Raw genomic sequence first — 19,038 nt, forward strand, 5'->3', positions numbered from 1 at the left:
GTGTCACAGATGTGTACGGAATACCTGGTCAGACAGGTTTGATGGGACAGAAGTGACTCCTGTGACGACGGAGGGAGAACGGCACCGCTTTTCCGTTCTGGACACCGGCAATTCTCCGTACTCTGGTGGATGGCTGCCACAGCGGCAACGGGGAGGGTGGGAACGGTGGGCAATACGAGCGGCGAGGTGCAGGGCGGAACAGTGGCCGGCCGGTACCACCTGACGGCACCTCTGGGGCGGGGTGGAATGGGCCGGGTGTGGCGGGCCAGGGACGAGGTGCTGCACCGGCAGGTGGCGGTCAAGGAGATCCGCATCGACGCGGTGGGCCACGAGGAGGAGGCCGTCCAGCGCGAACGCAGCCTGCGCGAGGCCCGGGCGATCGCCCGCATCGAGCATCCCAACGTCGTGGGGGTGCACGACGTGCTGGAGGAGGACGAGCGCCTGTGGATCGTCATGCAGCTGGTCGAGGCCAGGTCGCTGCAGCAGATCCTGGACACCGACGGGCCGCTCGACACGGCGGCGACCGCCCGCACCGGACTGGCGCTGATCGCCGCCCTGCGTGCCGTGCACGCCTGCGGCGTGCTGCACCGCGACGTGAAGCCCGGCAACGTGCTGGTCGAGCAGGACGGCAAGGTGGTCCTCACCGACTTCGGCATCGCCGCCATCGCCGACACCTCGGGCCTCACCATGGCCGGCACACTGATCGGCTCCCCCGGTTACATGGCACCGGAACGCGTCAGGGGTGAGCACCCCGCCGAGCCGTCCGACCTCTGGTCGCTGGGAGCGACCCTGTGCGCGGCCCTCACCGGCCGCTCCCCCTTCTCTCGCGGCAACAGCCTGGGCACCCTGCACGCCGTGCTGCACGAGGAGCCCGAGCTGCCGGCGGACGGGCCGCTGGTCCCGGTACTGGCCGGGCTGCTCCGCAAGGACCCCGACCGCCGGCTGTCGCTGGACCGCACGGAGGCGCTGCTGGCCCCACTCGCCGCCCCGCCCGTCCAGCCCGCCCCGGGCCCGCCGGACCCGGCGCGGAACGACCCGGCGCGGACCGGCTCCGGGGACGGCGGGGGCGGCTCGGCGGGCGGCGCGGGCGGGAGACACAGCCGGCGCACGGTGCTGCTTGCCGCGCTGTCGGTGGCCGCCGCCGGCGGGCTGGCCAGCGCCGTGGTGCTGCCGTTCCGTCCCGGGCGCGGCGGGCAGGCGGACGGTGCCGGCTCACCATCAGGGCCCGGCTCCTCGCCGCTGACCGCCGAGGCGGGCGGCGACAAGGGTGCCGACGAAGGCACCGGCGAGGACGGCGGCAAGAACACCGGCACCGACGGCGGCGAGGACGGCAGCGGGGAGGGCGGCTCGGACGCGGGCGGCTCTGGGCGGCGGCAGGAGGTGGGCTTCCGCTGGTCGCCCCCCGGGGGGTGGACCCGCACCCCGTCCGGGCCCGCCGCGGAGGTGCACTACCTCTCCCCCGACGGCTCGATCGACCTGTCCGCCGCGGCCGACCCGAAGGACGGCGCCGGCCTGCTCGACCAGTGGAACCGGCACGAGGCGGAGCTGCGCGGCTCGGTCGCCGGCTACCGCAAGCTCCGGCTGGAGCGGACCAGCTTCCGCGGCCGGGAGGCGGTGCTGTGGGAGTACGCCTTCACCGACCGGGGCAAGGACTACCGCGGACGGCAGCTGGGCTTCCACTTCGGACAGACGTCCTACCAGATCAACGTGTGGTACCCGGTCGACGCCGAGGCCGACGCGTCCGCCGTGCACGAACGCGCCCAGCGCACCTTCATCGCTGAGTGACCCGGCGCCGGACCCCCACCCGCGCCGTGTCACACTCGTCGCATGCGCGTCTACCTGGGCTCCGATCACGCTGGCTACGAACTCAAGAACCACCTGGTGGAGTGGCTGCAGGAGAACGGGCACGAGCCCGTCGACTGCGGTCCGCACCTTTACGACGCGGCGGACGACTACCCGCCGTTCTGCCTGCGCGCGGCAGAGCGCACCGCCTACGACACCGAGAGCCTGGGCATCGTCATCGGCGGCTCCGGCAACGGCGAGCAGATCGCGGCGAACAAGGTCAGGGGCGTGCGCGCGGTGCTCGCCTGGAGCGAGCAGACCGCCCAGCTCGGCCGGGAGCACAACAACGCCAACGTGCTCAGCGTCGGCGCCCGGATGCACACCACCGAGGAGGCGCAGCGCTTCGTCGAGGTGTTCCTGGACACGCCGTTCACCGGTGAGGAGCGCCACCAGCGCCGCATCGACATGCTGAGCATCTACGAGGCCTCCGGCAAGCTGCCCGACATCCCGGCCCACCACCCCCAGCAGGACTGATCACCACCCGGCCGGGCGCGCCGCCGCGCCCGGCCACCCGCAGGAGCCGCCATGCCCGAGGGGCACACCATCCACCGGCTCGCCGCCGACCTGAGTGAACGTTTCGCCGGGCGTCCGGCCCGGGCGTCCAGCCCGCAGGGCAAGTTCAGCGACGGCGCGGCCCTGGTCGACGGACGGGTCCTGGCCCGCACGGACGCCGTCGGCAAGCACCTGTTCTTGGGGTTCCAGGCCTTCCAGGCCTTCCAGGGCTTCCAGCGCTGCCAGGGGCCCACCGGGCCCACTCCCGCCGCGTCCGGCCGCGCAGAGGCGGAATCCGCCGATCCGGACGCCGACCTGGACGCCGACCTGGACTGGGTGCACATCCACCTCGGGCTGTTCGGCAAGCTCGGCTTCGGCCCGGCGCCCGCGCCGCCGCCCACCGAGACGGTCCGCCTGCGGCTGCTCAACTCCACGGCCTATGCCGACCTGCGCGGCCCCACCGCCTGCGCCCTGCTCAACGAGGCGGAGAAGCAGGCGGTGTCCGCCCGGCTCGGCCCGGACCCGCTGCGTGCGGACGCCGACCCCGACCGCGCCTGGGCGCGCGTCTCCCGCAGCCGCACCAGCATCGCCGCGCTGCTGATGGACCAGAAGGTGATCGCGGGCGTCGGCAACGTCTACCGCGCCGAGGTGCTCTTCCGGCACGGCGTCGACCCCTACCGCGCCGGACGCGACCTCGACCGCGGCCTGTGGCAGGCGATGTGGACGGACCTGGCCGCGCTGATGCGCGAGGGCGTGCGCCACAACCGCATCGACACCGTCCGGCCCGAGCACACGCCGGAGGCGATGAACCGCCCGCCGCGCGCCGACGACCACGGCGGCGAGGTGTACGTCTACCGCCGCAACGCCATGCCCTGCCACGTCTGCGGCACCGAGGTGCGCACCGCCGAACTCGGCGGGCGCAACCTCTTCTGGTGCCCCGGCTGTCAGAAGCCGTGCGGCAGCCACGGCGCGACGTCCGCGCCGAACGCCCGGGAGGCGCCGTCCAGAGCCCCGGGACGCAGCTCCCGCACCCGGCCGGCCGCCGCCAGCGAGCGCAGCGAGGTACCGCCCAGGTAGGCGGCGCCCAGGTCGGCCACCGACAGGGCCAGCCCGGCCGGGTCCCGCGTCGGCTCGCACACCGCGCCGCCGCTGTCTCCCGACAGCCGCCAACGCCCGGTGTTCCAGGGGCAGAACGGGTCGGTGACGTCGAGCACCACGTCCAGCGGGGTGCGGTAGGTCCGGGCGGCCAGCGCCGCGCCCACCTCGACCGGGCGCAGGTGCAGGCTGTCCCGCAGCCGCACCGCGCACCGCCGCACGTCCGACACCAGGTGCTGCCAGGCGTCGTCCTCGGGCCGGTTGCGCGCCACCACACTCGATGTCAGGTCGATGCCCGCCAGGTAGCGCCACAGCGCGCCGTAGGCGGCCGGGTCGGGGGCTTCCAGGTCCCGCAGCCGCACCTCGCCCGTGGGCCCGGCATCGTCCCACTGGGCCTTCACGGAGTAGCGGGCGTAGCCCAGCACCCGGCCGTCCCGTTCGGCCAGCACGCACTGCAGGGCGGAGGCGCCCTCCCGGTCGCCCGGCGGGTCCAGGACCTGGATCGGCTCCCAGCCGGGGCGGCGCTCCAGCATGCCGGGGCGGCCGGGCACCGCGGCGGCGTACACCTGCTCGCAGTCCGGCAGCGACTTCACCGGGTCCACCAGCCGCAGCCGCACGTCGTCGGCGCCCGGCGGCACGGCCCAGCGCACGCGTGTGGTGTCGATCGCCGCGCTCAGCTGCCGGGTCGCCGTGCCGTAGCCGAACCGCCCGTAGATGGCCGGCTCCGAGGCGGTGAGCACCGCCAGCGGCTCCCCGGCCGCCCGTACGTCGTCAAGCTGGCGGCGCATCATCGCGGTGAGCAGGCCCTGCCGCCGGTGCGTCGCGGCCACGCTCACCATCGTCAGCCCGCCGGTGGGCACCAGCGCGCCGCCGGGCACGGCCATGCGGAACGAGAACGTGCCGGCGGTACCGACGATGTCGTCACCGTCGGCGGCCAGCAGCGAGCGGTCGAACTCGGTGACGGAACGCCACGCTTCGACCTCCTCGGGCTGCTCGGCCCCTCCGCCGAAGGCCAGGAGGAGCCTGCCGTACCAGTCGTCCCATTCCTCGGGTCGCAGCACCCGCAGTTCCGCAGTCATACGCCATGCCTACCAGGCCCGTGCAGACATCTCGACCGGTTTTCGAACGGCGGGCCGTGGTGTGACGCGGGGAATCGACGCGCCTTTTGAGGCACAGGTAAGGTCCGGAAGCATGGCTGGTCGCAGCGGTACGGCTCCACAGGCGGCCCGGTTGCACCGAGCTCACAAGTCGCTGCACCGGGCCCGCACGCAGCTGCGCCGTTCCGCGGTGGACTACTTCCGCGGACACGGCTCGGACTGGGGTGCGTTCAGCGTGCTGCTGCTCAGCGTGCCGGCCCTCGCGTGGGCCACGATGGCGCAGCCGACGTGGTGCGCGCCGGAGGCCCTGGTGCTGCCCGTCATCGCCGGCGGCCTGCTGCTCCGGCCCGCCAGCCTGCTGGTGCTCTACGCGGCCTCCGCCGTGGCGCTGGTCGTGGAGTCGGTGGTGCTCGGCCCGTACACGGACGGGGCCGGGCGCGTCACCCCCGGCACGATCCTGGTGGTGGCGGCGGTCGGCCTGGTCGGTCTGCTGATCGCCCAGTTCCGCACCCGGGTCGGCGTCCCGTGGACCGGTGGCGGCACGATGCTCTTCGACCTGCGGGAACGGCTGCGGGTGCAGAGCCAGTTGCCGCCGCTGCCCAAGGGCTGGCACCGGGAGATGTCGCTGCGCCCGGCCGGCGGGCAGTCGTTCTCCGGCGACTTCGTGGTGGGCGCCCGCACCGGCCCCCGGCGCCGCACCCTGGAGGTGGTGCTGACCGACGTCTCCGGCAAGGGCATGGACGCGGCCTCCCGCGCCCTGCTGCTGTCCGGCGCGTTCGGCGGCCTGCTGGGGTCGCTGCCGCCGCACGAGTTCCTGCCCGCCGCCAACGCCTACCTGCTGCGGCAGGACTGGCAGGAGGGCTTCGCCACCTCGGTGCACCTGGTGCTGGACCTGGACACCGGGGACTACGAACTGCTGTCGGCGGGGCACGTCCCGGGCCTGCAGCTCAGCGCGGGCTCCGGCAGGTGGGAGGAGAAGACGGCGGAGGGCCCGCTGCTCGGTGTCTACGACGGCGCGGAGTTCCACGCGGTGAAGGGCCGGCTGCGCCACGGCGACGTGCTGATGCTGTTCACCGACGGGCTGGTGGAGACGGCCGAGCGGGAGCTGAGCGAGGGCATCGACCGGCTCACCGGCACCGCCGAGACTTATGTGGCGACCGGGTTCCGGGGAGCGGCCTGGCACCTCATCGAGAAGGTCGCCAAGGACGTCAACGACGACCGCGCCCTGCTGCTCATCTGCCGCGACTGACAGTCGGACGGGCTCAGCGGTGCGGCTCAGCGAGCGGCTTCGCAAGCCGGCTCAGCGCGCTGAGCCCACCCGGCGGCGGGCGCCGTCCACCGCGTCGGCCCGGTCGGGCCTGAAGGCCCACTTCATCTCCGGTTCCGTCACGCTGCGGAAGGCCCACCGGAACAGCGCGGTGCACAGCACGGTCATCATCACCGCCGCGAGGACCGTCACCATGACCCGGCCCAGCGGGGAGTCCACCCACGCCATGTCGTACCAGTCGAACTGGCGGGCCATCTGGATCGGGTAGACGTGCAGCAGGTACCCGCAGATGGTCCCGGCACCCAGGCTGGTGAACCAGGTGGCGCGGCGCGGCACCCAGGCGAAGAAGCACGCGGTGAGGACCAGCGCGCAGCCGAAGAGGGCCAGCGTCATCACCACACCGACCCACCAGGGCACACCCAGTTCCTGGGCCGCGTTGTTGCGCAGGAACCACTGCTTGTTCATCCGGGGCACGGCCCAGTAGGAGAAGAGCAGGGTGAGCAGCGCCACCGGGACCGCCACCGCCCGCAGCGCGCGCCGATGCAACTGAAAGTGCTCGGGGCGCAGTTGCAGGCCGAGCACGAAGAACGGCAGGAACTGCAGGACCCGCTGGAGGTTCAGTTCGCTGCCGATTCCCGGCCCGGTGCTGGCCAGCGCGGCGATGGCCAGGGCCGTCGGCAGCGGCCAGCGCAGCACCTTCCAGATCGGCGTGGTGAGCCGCCACACGAACAGGGCCACCAGGAACCACAGGGCGTAGCCGGGGCTGAGCAGGCTGAACGGCCGGTCGGGGTTGTCGATCTGCCGCATGAACAGCGTGTACGCGATCTCGAAGACCAGGTACGGCACCGCGACGCCGGTGACGAGCCGCTTGATCTGCCCCGGACGGGCCTCGAAACTACGGGAGAGGTAGCCGGAGATGATGATGAACGCCGGCATGTGGAAGGTGTAGAGCGCGAAGTACAGCGCCTCGGCGGCGCGGCTGTCGCTGCGCAGCGGCTCCCAGGCGTGACCGATGCCGACCAGCACGATGGTGAGGTACTTGGCGTTGTCGAAGAAGGGGTCCCGCGGCTTCGCTCTGCCCTTGCCCGTTCCCTGCGCCGTGGTCCGATCCGGCGTCCGCGACGCCTCCTCGGCCGCCTCCTCGGTCTTCTGCAACCGGGCCGGGGGCAGTGGGGCGCGCTCATATCCAGCGGGGAACATCTACCTGACGATAGCGCCGAAACTTGGTAGACGTGAAATTCCGCCGCAGGGTTGCCTCCCCTGTTCGATCAGTCGATCGCCCACTCGGGCGAATCACCCCGACAGCCGTGTCGACAAAGCGCCTTGAGCCGTTGGTTCGACCGCCTTTGACCGCGTATGCCCGCCCTAAAAACGACGTATGCGTGCGTGCGATACGGGAGTTTGTGTCCGAATTCAGGACGGTGCATCGCACATGTGGCTCTCCCCACAGTGAATACGAATGTCCCCGGACACGCGAACGTGCGCATAACCGCACGGTTATGGGGGATCCGGCGGTCAGGGAATTCAGGCACCGCGCCGGGCCGGTCGCGCCGGACCGCAAGGGCGGTTGCGGCCGCCGCGCGGACGGAGGGCCGGCAGCCATGCGACGGGAGGGGGAGGCGAAGGGCCGCAGGGCGCGCGGAGAACGAGTGCCGACCATCGGTCAGCCGGGTCCACCCGGGCTGCGGTTGGTGGCACGATGGAGGCTGCAGGGGGCGGGCACGCTGCGAGAGCTCCCCCGGCCGGTGGTGAGGTTCCGACCGAAGGTGTGATCAGTTGTGGCGATTTCGCTGTCCGTTGTCCTGATGCTCGCAATCATCCTGGTGGTGATGATCAGGGGAGGCTCCATCAAAGCCGGCCCCGCCATCGTCGCCGCCCTCTTCGGCTTCTTCCTCGCCTCGACAGGCATGGCGCCGACCATCCAGAACTTCTTCGACTCCCTGGCCAGGTCGATCAACCAGATCAACTTCTGACCCGCCCGGCCCCCGGCCCGGCCTCACCCGTTCGACCGGGCCTGGCACCCGCCCTCACAGCACCCCGGGCGGCTCGGGACAAGCAGAAACGGTCCGGCCCTCTCGGGGCCGGACCGTGATGCGGCCCCCTCACGGGGGACCTGTGTGGAGCGGGCGACGGGAATCGAACCCGCGTAGCCAGTTTGGAAGACTGGGGCTCTACCATTGAGCTACGCCCGCGCTGCCGCTGAACGGCGCTCGTGCCCCTCGATCATAACCGGTCGGCCGGAGCCGAGTGATCATGACCGCCGTGCGGCACGCAACGCATCGTACGGCATGTACTGTACGTGTCGCACCGGCGGGGTGTGGCGCAGCTTGGTAGCGCGTCCGCTTTGGGAGCGGAAGGTCGTCGGTTCGAATCCGGCCACCCCGACCACGTACTATGAATGACGCGCGTGTCTGAGTCGTGTCCGCACACTCGAAACGCACATACCGGGCGCCCCAAACGTCTGAATCCCCAAGAAGTCAGCCCCAAGGAGACCGACCGTGAAGAGCGCCGTGGAGACCCTGAACCCCACCCGGGTTCGGCTCACTGTCGAGGTGCCCTTCGAGGAGCTCAAGGCCAGCCTCGACGCGGCGTACAAGAAGATCAACCAGCAGGTCCAGGTGCCTGGCTTCCGCAAGGGCAAGATCCCTGCGCGAGTGATCGACCAGCGGTTCGGCCGCGGTGCGGTCCTGGAGGAAGCGGTCAACGACGCCCTGCCGAAGCTGTACCAGAGCGCCGTCGAAGAGGGCGACCTCAACCCGCTGGGCCAGCCCGAGGTGGACATCACCGAGCTCAAGGACAACGAGCTGCTGGCCTTCACCGCCGAGGTGGACGTGCGCCCGTCCCTCGAGATCCCGGACTACTCCGGCATCGAGGTGACCGTCGACGTCGTCGAGGTCACCGACGAGGACGTGGACGCGTCCGTCGACCAGCTGCGCGACCGCTTCGCCTCGACCAACGCCGTCGAGCGCGCCGCCGCCGAGGGTGACGTCGTCAAGGTCAACCTCGAGGCCAAGGTGGACGGCGAGGTCCTGGAGGACGGCGTCGCCGAGGGCATCGACTACACCATCGGCTCCGGTGAGCTGCTGGAAGGCATCGACGCCGCCGTCACCGGCCTGTCCGCCGGCGAGTCCGCCACCTTCACCTCCGAGCTCAAGGGCGGCTCCGCGGCCGGCCGCGAGGCCGAGGTCAAGGTCGAGGTCACCAGCGTCTCGGCCCGGGAGCTGCCCGAGCTGGACGACGACTTCGCGCAGCTCGCCAGCGAGTTCGACACCATCGCCGAGCTCCGTGAGGACAGCCGCACCCGCCTGGCCCGCATGAAGAAGTACGACCAGGCGACGCAGGCTCAGGAGAAGGTGCTGGAGGAGCTGATCGGGCTCACCGAGGTGCCGATCCCCGAGAAGCTGCTCGAGGACGAGGTCAACACCCGCAAGCACAACCTGGTCAACCACCAGCTGGGCCAGATGGGCATGGACCTCGCGACCTACCTGAAGATGCAGGACAAGTCGGAGGAGGACTTCGAGGCCGAGCTCAAGGAGCAGGCCGAGAAGGGCATCCGCACCCAGTTCATCCTGGACGAGCTGGTCGCCAAGGAGAAGCTGAACGTCAGCCAGGAGGAGCTCACCGAGCACCTCATGCGCCGCGCGCAGTCCTCCGGCATGAGCCCCGACCAGTTCGCGCAGGCGGTCGTCGAGGGCGGCCAGGTGCCGATGCTGGTCGGCGAGGTCGCCCGCGGCAAGGCACTGGCCGTGGTGGTCGAGGCCGCCACCGTCAAGGACGGCAACGGCGAGGTCGTCGACCTCGACGACGAGGACGAGACCGGCGAGACGGTCGAGGCCTCCTCCGAGGGTGCTGACAGCACCGAGAGCACCGAGAGCACCGAGAGCACCGCCAAGGCGGAGGCGCCGGAGAACTCCGGCAAGTCCGACGCCTGATCCACATCGGCCGAACGAACGGGCCCGTACACAGATACGTGTACGGGCCCGTTCGCGCCCGGCGGAACTCCCCGGTCCCACCTGCGGGAACGCTGCCTGCGCTCACAGCGAACAGTTCTCGGAGCGGGATGGCCTGACCCCCCTTGCGCGTTAGGGTCCTTGTACACGAAGACGCTAGCGACGGCCCACAGGAGATCCAGCGAGGTCCCAGCCGTCCGGACACGAGCAGGTGGACACGTGACGCTTCCGATGCCTTCCGCCGCCGCTGAGCCCAACTTTGGTGGTGGCCTCGGCGACCAGGTCTACAACCGACTGCTCAACGAGCGGATCATCTTCCTCGGCCAGCCGGTGGACGACGAGATCGCCAACCGAATCACCGCACAGCTGCTGCTCCTTGCCGCCGACCCGGACAAGGACATCAACCTCTACATCAACTCCCCCGGCGGCTCCATCACGGCCGGCATGGCGATCTACGACACCATGCAGTTCATCAAGAACGACGTGGTGACCATCGCGATGGGCCTGGCCGCCTCGATGGGCCAGTTCCTGCTGAGCGCGGGCACCCCGGGCAAGCGCTTCGCGCTGCCGAACGCGGAGATCCTGATCCACCAGCCGTCGGCCGGCCTGGCCGGTTCGGCCTCGGACATCAAGATCCACGCGGAGCAGCTGCTCCGCACGAAGAAGAAGATGTCGGAGCTGTCGGCCTTCCACACCGGCCAGACGGTCGAGCAGTGGACCCGCGACGCCGACCGCGACCGCTGGTTCAACGCCGAGGAGGCCCGCGACTACGGCCTGCTGGACTCGGTCATCTCCAACGCCGCCGACATCCCCGGTGGTGGCGGCACGGGCGCCTGAGCCCGCCACGAAGCTCTTCCTGCCCGCAGCCAGCACGCTCATCACCAGGACGGTGAACACCTCGATGAAAAACCTCTCCGGATCCGGCCTTCCCACAGGCCCCCAGGCCCGGTACTCCGGTCCGACCCCCGAGGCTCGCTACGTCATCCCGCGCTTCGTCGAGCGCACCTCGCAGGGCGTCCGGGAGTACGACCCGTACGCGAAGCTCTTCGAGGAGCGCGTGATCTTCCTCGGTGTGCAGGTCGACGACGCCTCCGCCAACGACGTCATGGCCCAGCTGCTGTGCCTGGAGTCGATGGACCCGGACCGCGACATCTCGATCTACATCAACTCGCCCGGCGGCTCCTTCACGGCGCTCACGGCGATCTACGACACGATGCAGTTCGTCAAGCCCGACATCCAGACGGTCTGCATGGGCCAGGCGGCCTCGGCCGCGGCCGTGCTGCTCGCCGCGGGCACGCCCGGCAAGCGCATGGCGCTGCCGAACGCGCGGGTCCTGATCCACCAGCCCTACAGCGAGACGGGCCGGGGCCAGGTCTCCGACCTGGAGATCGCGGCCAACGAGATCCAGCGCATGCGGCTCCAGATGGAGGAGATGCTGGCCAAGCACTCCACCAAGCCGATCGAGAAGATCCGCGACGACATCGAGCGCGACAAGATCCTCACGGCCGAGGACGCCCTCGCCTACGGTCTGATCGACCAGATCGTCTCCAACCGCAAGTCGTCCGTCGGGGTCTGACCCCGCCGTCCCGGGCCGGTTCGCGGGCTTCGCGAACCGGTTCGGGCATCCCCCTTTGTCCTAACAGTCACAAGGGGGGCCCATACCGGGGGCCCGGCAAGGTACCTTCGGAGAGCAAGGACCAGGCACCGTCGCCAGTCGGCGGTGCGCAGGCGAAGGGGAAGCACCTCGTGGCACGCATCGGTGATGGCGGCGACCTGCTCAAGTGCTCGTTCTGCGGGAAGAGCCAGAAGCAGGTGAAGAAGCTCATCGCGGGTCCGGGCGTCTACATCTGCGACGAGTGCATCGACCTCTGCAATGAGATCATCGAGGAAGAGCTCGCCGAGACCTCCGAGATGCGCTGGGACGAGCTGCCCAAGCCGCGGGAGATCTACGAGTTCCTCGAGGGGTACGTCGTCGGTCAGGAGACCGCGAAGAAGGCCCTCTCAGTGGCGGTGTACAACCACTACAAGAGGGTCCAGGCCGGTGAGAACGGCGGCGCCCAGGGCAAGGACGACGCCATCGAGCTGGCGAAGTCCAACATCCTCCTGCTGGGGCCCACCGGCTCCGGCAAGACACTGCTCGCCCAGACGCTCGCCAGGATGCTGAACGTGCCGTTCGCGATCGCGGACGCGACCGCGCTCACGGAGGCCGGCTACGTCGGCGAGGACGTCGAGAACATCCTGCTCAAGCTCATCCAGGCCGCTGACTACGACGTCAAGAAGGCCGAGACGGGCATCATCTACATCGACGAGATCGACAAGGTCGCCCGCAAGAGCGAGAACCCGTCGATCACCCGGGACGTCTCCGGCGAGGGCGTGCAGCAGGCCCTGCTGAAGATCCTGGAAGGCACCACCGCCTCCGTGCCGCCGCAGGGCGGGCGCAAGCACCCGCACCAGGAGTTCATCCAGATCGACACCACCAACGTGCTGTTCATCGTCGGCGGGGCGTTCTCCGGGCTGGAGAAGATCATCGAGTCGCGGGCCGGCGCCAAGGGCATCGGGTTCGGCGCGACCATCCGCTCCAAGCGGGAGATCGAGGAGTCGAACCAGTTCGAGGAGATCATGCCGGAGGACCTGGTGAAGTTCGGGATGATCCCGGAGTTCATCGGCCGGCTCCCGGTGATCACCTCGGTGCACAACCTGGACCGCGAGGCGCTGCTGCAGATCCTGGTCGAGCCGCGCAACGCGCTCATCAAGCAGTACCAGCGCCTGTTCGAACTCGACGGCGTGGAGCTGGAGTTCGACCACGCGGCGCTGGAGGCCATCGCCGACCAGGCGATCCTGCGCGGTACCGGGGCCCGGGGCCTGCGCGCGATCATGGAGGAGGTGCTGATGTCGGTCATGTACGAGGTGCCGTCCCGCAAGGACGTGGCCCGGGTCGTGATCACCGCCGAGGTCGTGCACTCCAACGTGAACCCGACGCTGGTGCCCCGCACCCGCGGCAACGAGCAGGGTCCGCACGAGAAGAGCGCCTGAACGAACAGCGGCACACGTGCGAAGGGGGCCCGGGGAGCGCATCACTCCCCGGGCCCCCTTCGCACGTGCTGACCGGTCGTACGTGCGGACCGGGCGCCGGGCTACTTCTTGACGCGCATCTCGTTGCGGGCCTTGGCGGTGATCTCGGCCGCCTGCTCGGTGGAGGTGCTGCCGGTGAACTGCATCGGCGCGATCACCCCGACGGTGCTGTGGTCCCCCCACACGCAGAACGGCAGCTCGATGGTGGAGTTGCCGGGACCGTCGTCCGACTTCATTCGCTGGCACTTCATGACCGCGTTGTCCAGGCCGTCGGGCGTGAACTCCTCCGGCTCGCCGACGAGTTCGCTGCTTCCGCCTTCGTCCTCCGCCTCCTTGGCCGCCATGAAGGTGAAGAAGTCGTTGACGGTCTTCTCCGGGTCGTCGACCTTGCCCCAGGCTCCGGCGACCATCATGATCTTGGCGGTGGGCAGTTGGGCGGCAGCGGCGGGATCCTTGAAGTCGACCGTGGAGTAGCTGACGTCCAGCGTCTCGGCGTCCTGCACCCCGAGCGCGCCGATGGCCTCCTCGAACTCGGCGTCGCTCCCGGCGCCTTCCTCGTCCTCCGGGATCTTCTTGTACTCCGTGAGCAGTTCCTCGGGGGCGGTCAGCGTGTGCGGACCGTCGTCCTCGAGGCCGCCCCCGCCGCCCATCAGCAGCACGCCGACCACGAGGGCGCCTGCCACGGCGACCGCCACCGCGGAGATGGCGATGATCTTCTTCTTACCGCCTCCCGGGGAGGCCGGCGGCGGCCCGCCGTAGGGCCCTGACTGCTGCGGGTAGCCGCCGGGCTGCTGCGGGGGCCCGCCGTACGGTCCGCCCTGCGGAGGCTGGCCGTAACCGCCCTGGCCCGGCTGGCCGTACGGTCCGCCCTGCGGCGGCTGGCCGTAGGGGTTCGGCGGCGGGGGCTGGCCGGGGCCGACGGGCGGCGGCTGCTGCGGGTAGCCGTAGCCGGGCTGGCCCGGGGCGCCGCCCTGTCCGGGGTGGCCGTAGCCCTGCGGCGGCGGGGCTCCGTAGGGTCCGGGCTGCTGGGGCTGCTGGCCGTACGGGCCCTGCGGCGGCGGCTGGTTGTGGCTCAAGGCGCTTCCCTCCGTGGGCATGCCTCGGGCATGCGTTCTCGCGTCCCGTACATCCTCGCGGACGCCGTCACCTGCCGGTGCACCGGGCACAAAACCGGTTCGAGACCGGTACACGGCCGCCCGTACACTGACCGTCGTGACCGAAGAGACTCAGCAGAGCCCGGACCAGACCGGGCCGCACAGCGCCCCCGCAGACCTGCCGACCCAGTACGCACCGGCCGAGGTGGAGGGGAAGCTGTACGAGCGCTGGGTAGAGCGCGGTTACTTCGAGGCGGACGCCAAGAGCGACAAGCCGCCGTACACGGTGGTCATCCCGCCGCCGAACGTCACCGGCAGCCTGCACCTGGGGCACGCCTTCGAGCACACGCTGATCGACGCGCTCACCCGCCGCAAGCGCATGCAGGGTTTCGAGACGCTGTGGCAGCCCGGCATGGACCACGCGGGCATCGCCACCCAGAACGTCGTCGAGCGGGAGCTCGGCAAGGAGGGCAAGTCCCGGCACGACCTGGGTCGGGAGGCGTTCACCGAACGCGTCTGGCAGTGGAAGGCGGAGTCCGGCGGGCAGATCTCCGGGCAGATGCGGCGTCTGGGCGACGGCGTCGCCTGGTCTCGTGAGCGCTTCACCATGGACGAGGGCCTTTCGCAGGCCGTCCAGACCATCTTCAAGCGGCTCTACGACGACGAGCTGATCTACCGGGCCGAGCGCATCATCAACTGGTGCCCGCGCTGCCTGACGGCGATCTCCGACATCGAGGTGGAGTACGCGGACCAGGACGGCGAGCTGGTCTCGATCCGCTACGGCGAGGGCGAGGACAGCCTGGTCGTGGCGACCACGCGGGCGGAGACGATGCTGGGTGACACCGCCGTCGCCGTCCACCCCGACGACGAGCGCTACGCGCACCTCGTCGGCCGGGAGATCCGCCTCCCGCTGACCGAGCGCTCCATCCCGGTCGTCGCCGACACCCACGTCGACCCGGAGTTCGGCACCGGCGCGGTCAAGGTCACCCCGGCCCACGACCCGAACGACTTCGAGATCGGCCGCCGGCACGACCTGCCCAACCTCACCGTCATGGACGAGCACGCGGTGATCACCGCGCACGGCCCGTTCCAGGGCCAGGACCGGCTGGAGGCCCGCTCGGCGATCGTCGCCGCGCTGCGCGCCGAGGGCCGGATCGTCGCGGAGAAGCGCCCGTACAGCCACTCCGTCGGGCACTGCTCCCGCTGCAGGACGACGATCGAGCCGCGGCTGTCGATGCAGTGGTGGGTCAAGGTCGGCCCGCTGGCGCAGGCCGCCGGTGACGCGGTCCGCGACGGCCGGGTGGCGATCCACCCCAAGGAGATGGAGTCCCGCTACTTCGGCTGGGTCGACAACCTGCACGACTGGTGCATCTCGCGGCAGTTGTGGTGGGGGCACCGCATCCCGGTCTGGTACGGCCCGGCCGGTGAGGTCGTCTGCGTCGGCCCGGACGAGGAGCCGCCGAGCGGCGAGGGCTGGCACCAGGACACCGACGTTCTGGACACCTGGTTCTCCTCCGGGCTGTGGCCGTTCTCCACGATGGGCTGGCCGGAGCAGACGGAGAGCCTGGAGAAGTTCTATCCGAACTCCGTCCTGGTGACCGGCTACGACATCCTGTTCTTCTGGGTCGCCCGGATGATGATGTTCGGTCTGTACGCGATGGACGGCACGCCGCCGTTCCGCACCATCGCGCTGCACGGCATGGTCCGCGACCAGTTCGGCAAGAAGATGTCGAAGTCCTTCGGCAACGCGGTCAACCCGCTGGACTGGATGGACCGCTACGGCTCTGACGCGCTGCGCTTCACCCTGGCCCGGGGCGCCAATCCCGGCGTGGACGTGCCGATCGGTGAGGACTGGGTCCAGGCGTCGCGGAACTTCGCCAACAAGATCTGGAACGCCACCCGGTTCGCCCTGATGAACGGCGCGAACGTCGACGGGCCGCTGCCGGAGGCGGACGAGCTGTCGGCCACCGACCGCTGGATTCTGTCCCGGCTGAACACGGTGGTCGCCGAGACCGACGCGTTCTACGACGACTACCAGTTCGCCAAGCTCTCCGACGGGCTGTACCACTTCGCGTGGGACGAGGTCTTCGACTGGTACGTGGAGCTGTCGAAGACGACGTTCTTCGCCGGTGGGCGCGGGGCCGAGGTGTCCGGGCGGGTCCTCGGTGAGGTCCTGGACGTCATGCTGCGGCTGCTGCACCCGGTCGTGCCGTTCGTCACCGAGACGCTGTGGACCACGCTGACCGGTGGTGAGTCGCTGGTCGTCGCCGACTGGCCGAAGGACAGCGGCTTCCGGGACGCGGCGGCGGAGAAGGAGATCGCCGCGCTCCAGCAGGTGATCACCGAGGTCCGCCGGTTCCGCGCGGACCAGGGCCTGCAGCCCGGCCAGCGGGTCCCGGCCCGGATCATCTGGGGCACGTCGCCGCTGGCCGCGCACGAGGAGCCGATGCGGTCGCTGCTGCGTCTCCAGCCCGCCGGTGCGGACTTCACCGCGACGGCGGCGCTGCCGGTGGCCGGTGCGACGGTCGAGCTCGACCTGTCCGGTGCGATCGACTTCGCGGCCGAGCGCAAGCGGCTGTCGAAGGACCTCGCGGCGGCCGAGAAGGAGTTGCAGCAGACCACCGCCAAGCTGGGCAACGAGGGCTTCCTGGCGAAGGCACCCGACCACGTCGTGGACAAGATCCGCGACCGCCGGGCAGCCGCCGAGGCGGACATCGCCCGCATCGGCGCGCAGCTGGAGTCGCTGCCGCAGGCCTGAGAACGGCGGCACACACGGCAGGGCCGCTGGAACCCGCACGGGGGTTCCAGCGGCCCTGTCGTGTGCCCGGGGCGGCGTCAGTCGCGGCGGCCCACCAGCCGCCAGGCAGTGGGCAGCGCGCCCATCGCGAGCGCGACCTTCAGCGCGTCACCGATGAGGAACGGCACCAGCCCGGCCGCCACGGCCTGGCCGAACGTCATGCCGGTGGCGAGGGCCAGGTAGGGCACGCCGACGGCGTAGATGACGGCGGTACCGGCGGCCATGGTGCCGGCCGTGCGCAGCAGGCCGCGGTCGCCGCCGCGCCGGGCCAGCGCGCCCACCAGGACGGCGGCGAGCAGCATGCCCAGCAGGTAGCCGAAGGAGGGCATGCCGACGCCGTGCTTCATCTCGGCGAACCAGGGCATGCCCGCGACTCCGGCGGCCACGTAGAGGCCGAGGGACAGCAGGGCGCGCTGCGCGCCGAGGCCGGCACCGATCAGCAGGGCGGCGAAGGTCTGGCCGGTGACGGGCACCGGCGAGCCGGGCACGGGCACGGCGATCTGCGCGGCGACGCCGGTGAGGGCCGCTCCGCCGAGGACCAGTGCCACGTCGCGCAGCCGGGCCCTGGCTGCGGTGGAGGCGGGCAGCACGTCGGCGAGGACGGCGCCGGGTCGGACCGGTGCGGCAGCGGTGCTCATCAGGACTCCGTTGACGAGGGGGAACGGGACCGTTCGACGCTATCCGAACGCGGTGGTGCGGTGGTGGTGGCACCGGCGACAAAGCTTGCCCTATGCACTTATCGGGTTCGCTGCATCGGCGCAGCGTGACCGAGGTGTCCGAATGGCGGGACTGTGACCTGCGTCGTTGATGTGCCGCTTATGTCCGCTCACACTGTCCGATGGCCCGGAGTGACCCTCTCCGGTTCTCCCTCGTTCCTCCACCCCAGGACGGTCATGCCTTCTCCGCAGGTCGCCTCCAAGGCGTCAGCGCCGAGCGTTCCGCCGCACTCCGGCACCTCCCCCGCCCAGCTCACCCACGGGCTGAAGCAGCGGCACCTCTCCATGATCGCGCTGGGCGGGGTGATCGGTGCCGGGCTGTTCGTGGGCTCCGGCGCGGGCATCGCCGCGGCCGGGCCGTCGATCGTGCTGGCGTTCGCCGCCTCGGGCCTGCTGGTGATGCTGGTCATGCGGATGCTGGGCGAGATGTCGGCCGCGCACCCGGCGTCGGGCTCGTTCTCGGTGCACGCCGAGCGGGCACTCGGGCCGTGGGCGGGCTTCACCGCCGGGTGGATCTTCTGGGTGCTGCTGTGCGTGGCGGTGGCGGCCGAGGCGATCGGCGCCGCCGCGATCATGCTGACCTGGTTCCCGGGCAGCGCGTCGTGGATGTGGGTCGCGCTGTTCATGGCGGTGTTCTGCGGCACCAACCTGGCCTCGGTGCGCAACTTCGGCGAGTACGAGTTCTGGTTCGCGGCACTGAAGGTGCTGGCGATCGTGGCGTTCCTGGCGCTGGGCGTGCTGGCGATCACCGGCCTGCTGCCGGGCACCGACGCGCCGGGCGGGAGCAACCTCACAGGCGCGGGCGGCTTCTTCCCCAACGGCTCCGAGGGCCTGGTGGTGGGCCTGCTGGCCTCGGTCTTCGCCTACGGCGGTCTGGAGACGGTGTCCATCGCCGCGGCGGAGTCGGAGAACCCGGTGAGGGGCGTGGCGTCGGCGGTGCGTACCGCGATGTGGCGAATCGCCGTCTTCTACGTCGGTTCCATGCTGGTGATCGTCACGCTGATCCCGTGGAACGACCCGTCGGTGCTGTCCGGCCCGTACGCCGCCGTCCTCGACCACCTCGGCATTCCGGCGGCGGGCGAGGTGATGAAGGTCGTGGTGCTGATCGCGCTGCTGTCCGCGATGAACGCCAACATCTACGGTGCGTCGAGGATGTCGTACTCGCTGGTGGTCCGGGGCGAGGGTCCGGCGCTGCTGGGGCGGGTCAGCGGCGGCGTGCCGCGCCGGACCGTGCTGGCCTCGTCGGCGTTCGGGTTCTTCGCGGTGCTGCTGAGCCTGTGGTGGCCGGAGACGGTGTTCTCCTGGCTGCTCAACATGGTGGGCGCCGCGGTGCTGGTCGTGTGGGGCTTCATCGCCGTGTCGCAGCTGCGCAGCCGCCGGACGCTGGAACGGGACGCACCGGAGCGGCTGGTGGTGCGGATGTGGCTCTTCCCGTTCCTCACCTGGCTGGCGCTCGCCGGTATCGCGGGCATCCTGCTGCTGATGCTGCGGGACGGCGACACCCGGGTACAGCTCTACTTCACCGGCGGTCTGACGCTGGCACTCGCGGCGACCGGCCTCTGGCGGCAGCGCCCCGCGGCCGCCGTCCGCTGACCGCGCGCCCGTCCCCGGCGGTG

Annotated in this window: 14 protein-coding genes, 2 tRNA genes and 1 pseudogene; 12 read left to right on the forward strand and 5 right to left on the reverse strand. The window is 70.7% G+C overall.

Going from position 1 to position 19,038, the window contains the following annotated elements:
* Nucleotides 1-165 precede the first annotated feature (165 nt).
* Genes QNO07_RS13405 through QNO07_RS13415 form a run of 3 tightly spaced genes read left to right on the forward strand, consistent with a single transcriptional unit; the run spans nucleotide 166 to nucleotide 3,411 of the window.
* Entirely contained in the window at nucleotides 166-1,785 is a 1,620-nt protein-coding gene (locus QNO07_RS13405; RefSeq protein WP_283992111.1) for a serine/threonine-protein kinase, read from the forward strand.
* A 42-nt stretch (nucleotides 1,786-1,827) separates the two neighbouring features.
* Nucleotides 1,828-2,316, forward strand: a complete 489-nt coding sequence (locus QNO07_RS13410) for a ribose-5-phosphate isomerase (RefSeq protein WP_283992112.1) — start codon at nucleotides 1,828-1,830, stop codon at nucleotides 2,314-2,316.
* A gap of 51 nt (nucleotides 2,317-2,367) precedes the next feature.
* Complete coding sequence (locus QNO07_RS13415) at nucleotides 2,368-3,411, forward strand: Fpg/Nei family DNA glycosylase (RefSeq protein ID WP_283992113.1); 1,044 nt, start codon at nucleotides 2,368-2,370, stop codon at nucleotides 3,409-3,411.
* On the opposite strand, the pseudogene QNO07_RS13420 reads toward QNO07_RS13415, so the two are convergent.
* Nucleotides 3,342-4,508: pseudogene (locus QNO07_RS13420) on the reverse strand (GNAT family N-acetyltransferase); the annotation flags it as partial. The gene QNO07_RS13415 and the pseudogene QNO07_RS13420 overlap by 70 nt on opposite strands.
* Before the next feature lie 112 nt (nucleotides 4,509-4,620).
* Between QNO07_RS13420 and QNO07_RS13425 the strand changes: the two are divergent.
* Nucleotides 4,621-5,775, forward strand: coding sequence for a SpoIIE family protein phosphatase (locus QNO07_RS13425; RefSeq protein ID WP_283992114.1), 1,155 nt, complete (start codon nucleotides 4,621-4,623; stop codon nucleotides 5,773-5,775).
* Between the two features lie 51 nt (nucleotides 5,776-5,826).
* On the opposite strand, the gene QNO07_RS13430 is transcribed toward QNO07_RS13425, so the two are convergent.
* Entirely contained in the window at nucleotides 5,827-6,993 is a 1,167-nt protein-coding gene (locus tag QNO07_RS13430; RefSeq protein ID WP_283992115.1) for an acyltransferase family protein, read from the reverse strand.
* Between the two features lie 578 nt (nucleotides 6,994-7,571).
* On the opposite strand from QNO07_RS13430, the gene QNO07_RS13435 reads away from it, so the two are divergent.
* Nucleotides 7,572-7,766, forward strand: a complete 195-nt coding sequence (locus QNO07_RS13435) for a hypothetical protein (RefSeq protein ID WP_283992116.1) — start codon at nucleotides 7,572-7,574, stop codon at nucleotides 7,764-7,766.
* 145 nt (nucleotides 7,767-7,911) lie between these two features.
* Here QNO07_RS13435 and QNO07_RS13440 read toward each other — a convergent pair.
* Nucleotides 7,912-7,985 (reverse strand) — tRNA-Gly (locus QNO07_RS13440).
* A 119-nt stretch (nucleotides 7,986-8,104) separates the two neighbouring features.
* Between QNO07_RS13440 and QNO07_RS13445 the strand changes: the two genes are divergently transcribed.
* The 5 genes from QNO07_RS13445 (at nucleotide 8,105) to clpX (ending at nucleotide 12,776) form a co-directional block, all read left to right on the forward strand.
* Nucleotides 8,105-8,181 (forward strand) — tRNA-Pro (locus QNO07_RS13445).
* 110 nt (nucleotides 8,182-8,291) lie between these two features.
* Nucleotides 8,292-9,725 (forward strand): trigger factor, encoded by a 1,434-nt coding sequence (tig, locus tag QNO07_RS13450; RefSeq protein WP_283992118.1) that lies wholly within the window; start codon nucleotides 8,292-8,294, stop codon nucleotides 9,723-9,725.
* Nucleotides 9,726-9,962: 237 nt separating this feature from the next.
* The gene (locus QNO07_RS13455; protein ID WP_283992120.1) at nucleotides 9,963-10,580 is read left to right on the forward strand and encodes an ATP-dependent Clp protease proteolytic subunit; all 618 of its coding nucleotides are present in this window, start codon (nucleotides 9,963-9,965) and stop codon (nucleotides 10,578-10,580) included.
* Between the two features lie 64 nt (nucleotides 10,581-10,644).
* Nucleotides 10,645-11,319 (forward strand): ATP-dependent Clp protease proteolytic subunit, encoded by a 675-nt coding sequence (locus QNO07_RS13460; protein ID WP_283992123.1) that lies wholly within the window; start codon nucleotides 10,645-10,647, stop codon nucleotides 11,317-11,319.
* A 170-nt stretch (nucleotides 11,320-11,489) separates the two neighbouring features.
* Nucleotides 11,490-12,776, forward strand: a complete 1,287-nt coding sequence (clpX, locus tag QNO07_RS13465; RefSeq protein WP_283992124.1) for an ATP-dependent Clp protease ATP-binding subunit ClpX — start codon at nucleotides 11,490-11,492, stop codon at nucleotides 12,774-12,776.
* A 101-nt stretch (nucleotides 12,777-12,877) separates the two neighbouring features.
* Here the strand turns inward: clpX and QNO07_RS13470 are convergent, their stop codons facing one another.
* Nucleotides 12,878-13,891: a hypothetical protein gene (locus QNO07_RS13470; protein ID WP_283992126.1), complete on the reverse strand. Its 1,014-nt coding sequence runs from the start codon at nucleotides 13,889-13,891 to the stop codon at nucleotides 12,878-12,880.
* Between the two features lie 136 nt (nucleotides 13,892-14,027).
* On the opposite strand from QNO07_RS13470, the gene QNO07_RS13475 reads away from it, so the two are divergent.
* Nucleotides 14,028-16,667 carry a valine--tRNA ligase gene (locus QNO07_RS13475; RefSeq protein WP_283992127.1) on the forward strand — a complete coding sequence of 880 codons (2,640 nt, stop codon included), beginning with the start codon at nucleotides 14,028-14,030 and terminating at the stop codon, nucleotides 16,665-16,667.
* A gap of 77 nt (nucleotides 16,668-16,744) precedes the next feature.
* On the opposite strand, the gene QNO07_RS13480 is transcribed toward QNO07_RS13475, so the two are convergent.
* On the reverse strand, nucleotides 16,745-17,344 hold the full coding sequence (locus QNO07_RS13480; RefSeq protein ID WP_283992128.1) for a biotin transporter BioY: 600 nt from the start codon (nucleotides 17,342-17,344) through the stop codon (nucleotides 16,745-16,747).
* A 255-nt stretch (nucleotides 17,345-17,599) separates the two neighbouring features.
* Here QNO07_RS13480 and QNO07_RS13485 point away from each other — a divergent pair, with 255 nt between their 5' ends.
* Nucleotides 17,600-19,015, forward strand: a complete 1,416-nt coding sequence (locus QNO07_RS13485) for an amino acid permease (RefSeq protein WP_283992129.1) — start codon at nucleotides 17,600-17,602, stop codon at nucleotides 19,013-19,015.
* Nucleotides 19,016-19,038 lie beyond the last annotated feature (23 nt).

It is taken from the genome of Streptomyces sp. 549, from assembly GCF_030124175.1.
In the GTDB taxonomy this organism is placed as follows: Bacteria; Actinomycetota; Actinomycetes; order Streptomycetales; family Streptomycetaceae; genus Streptomyces.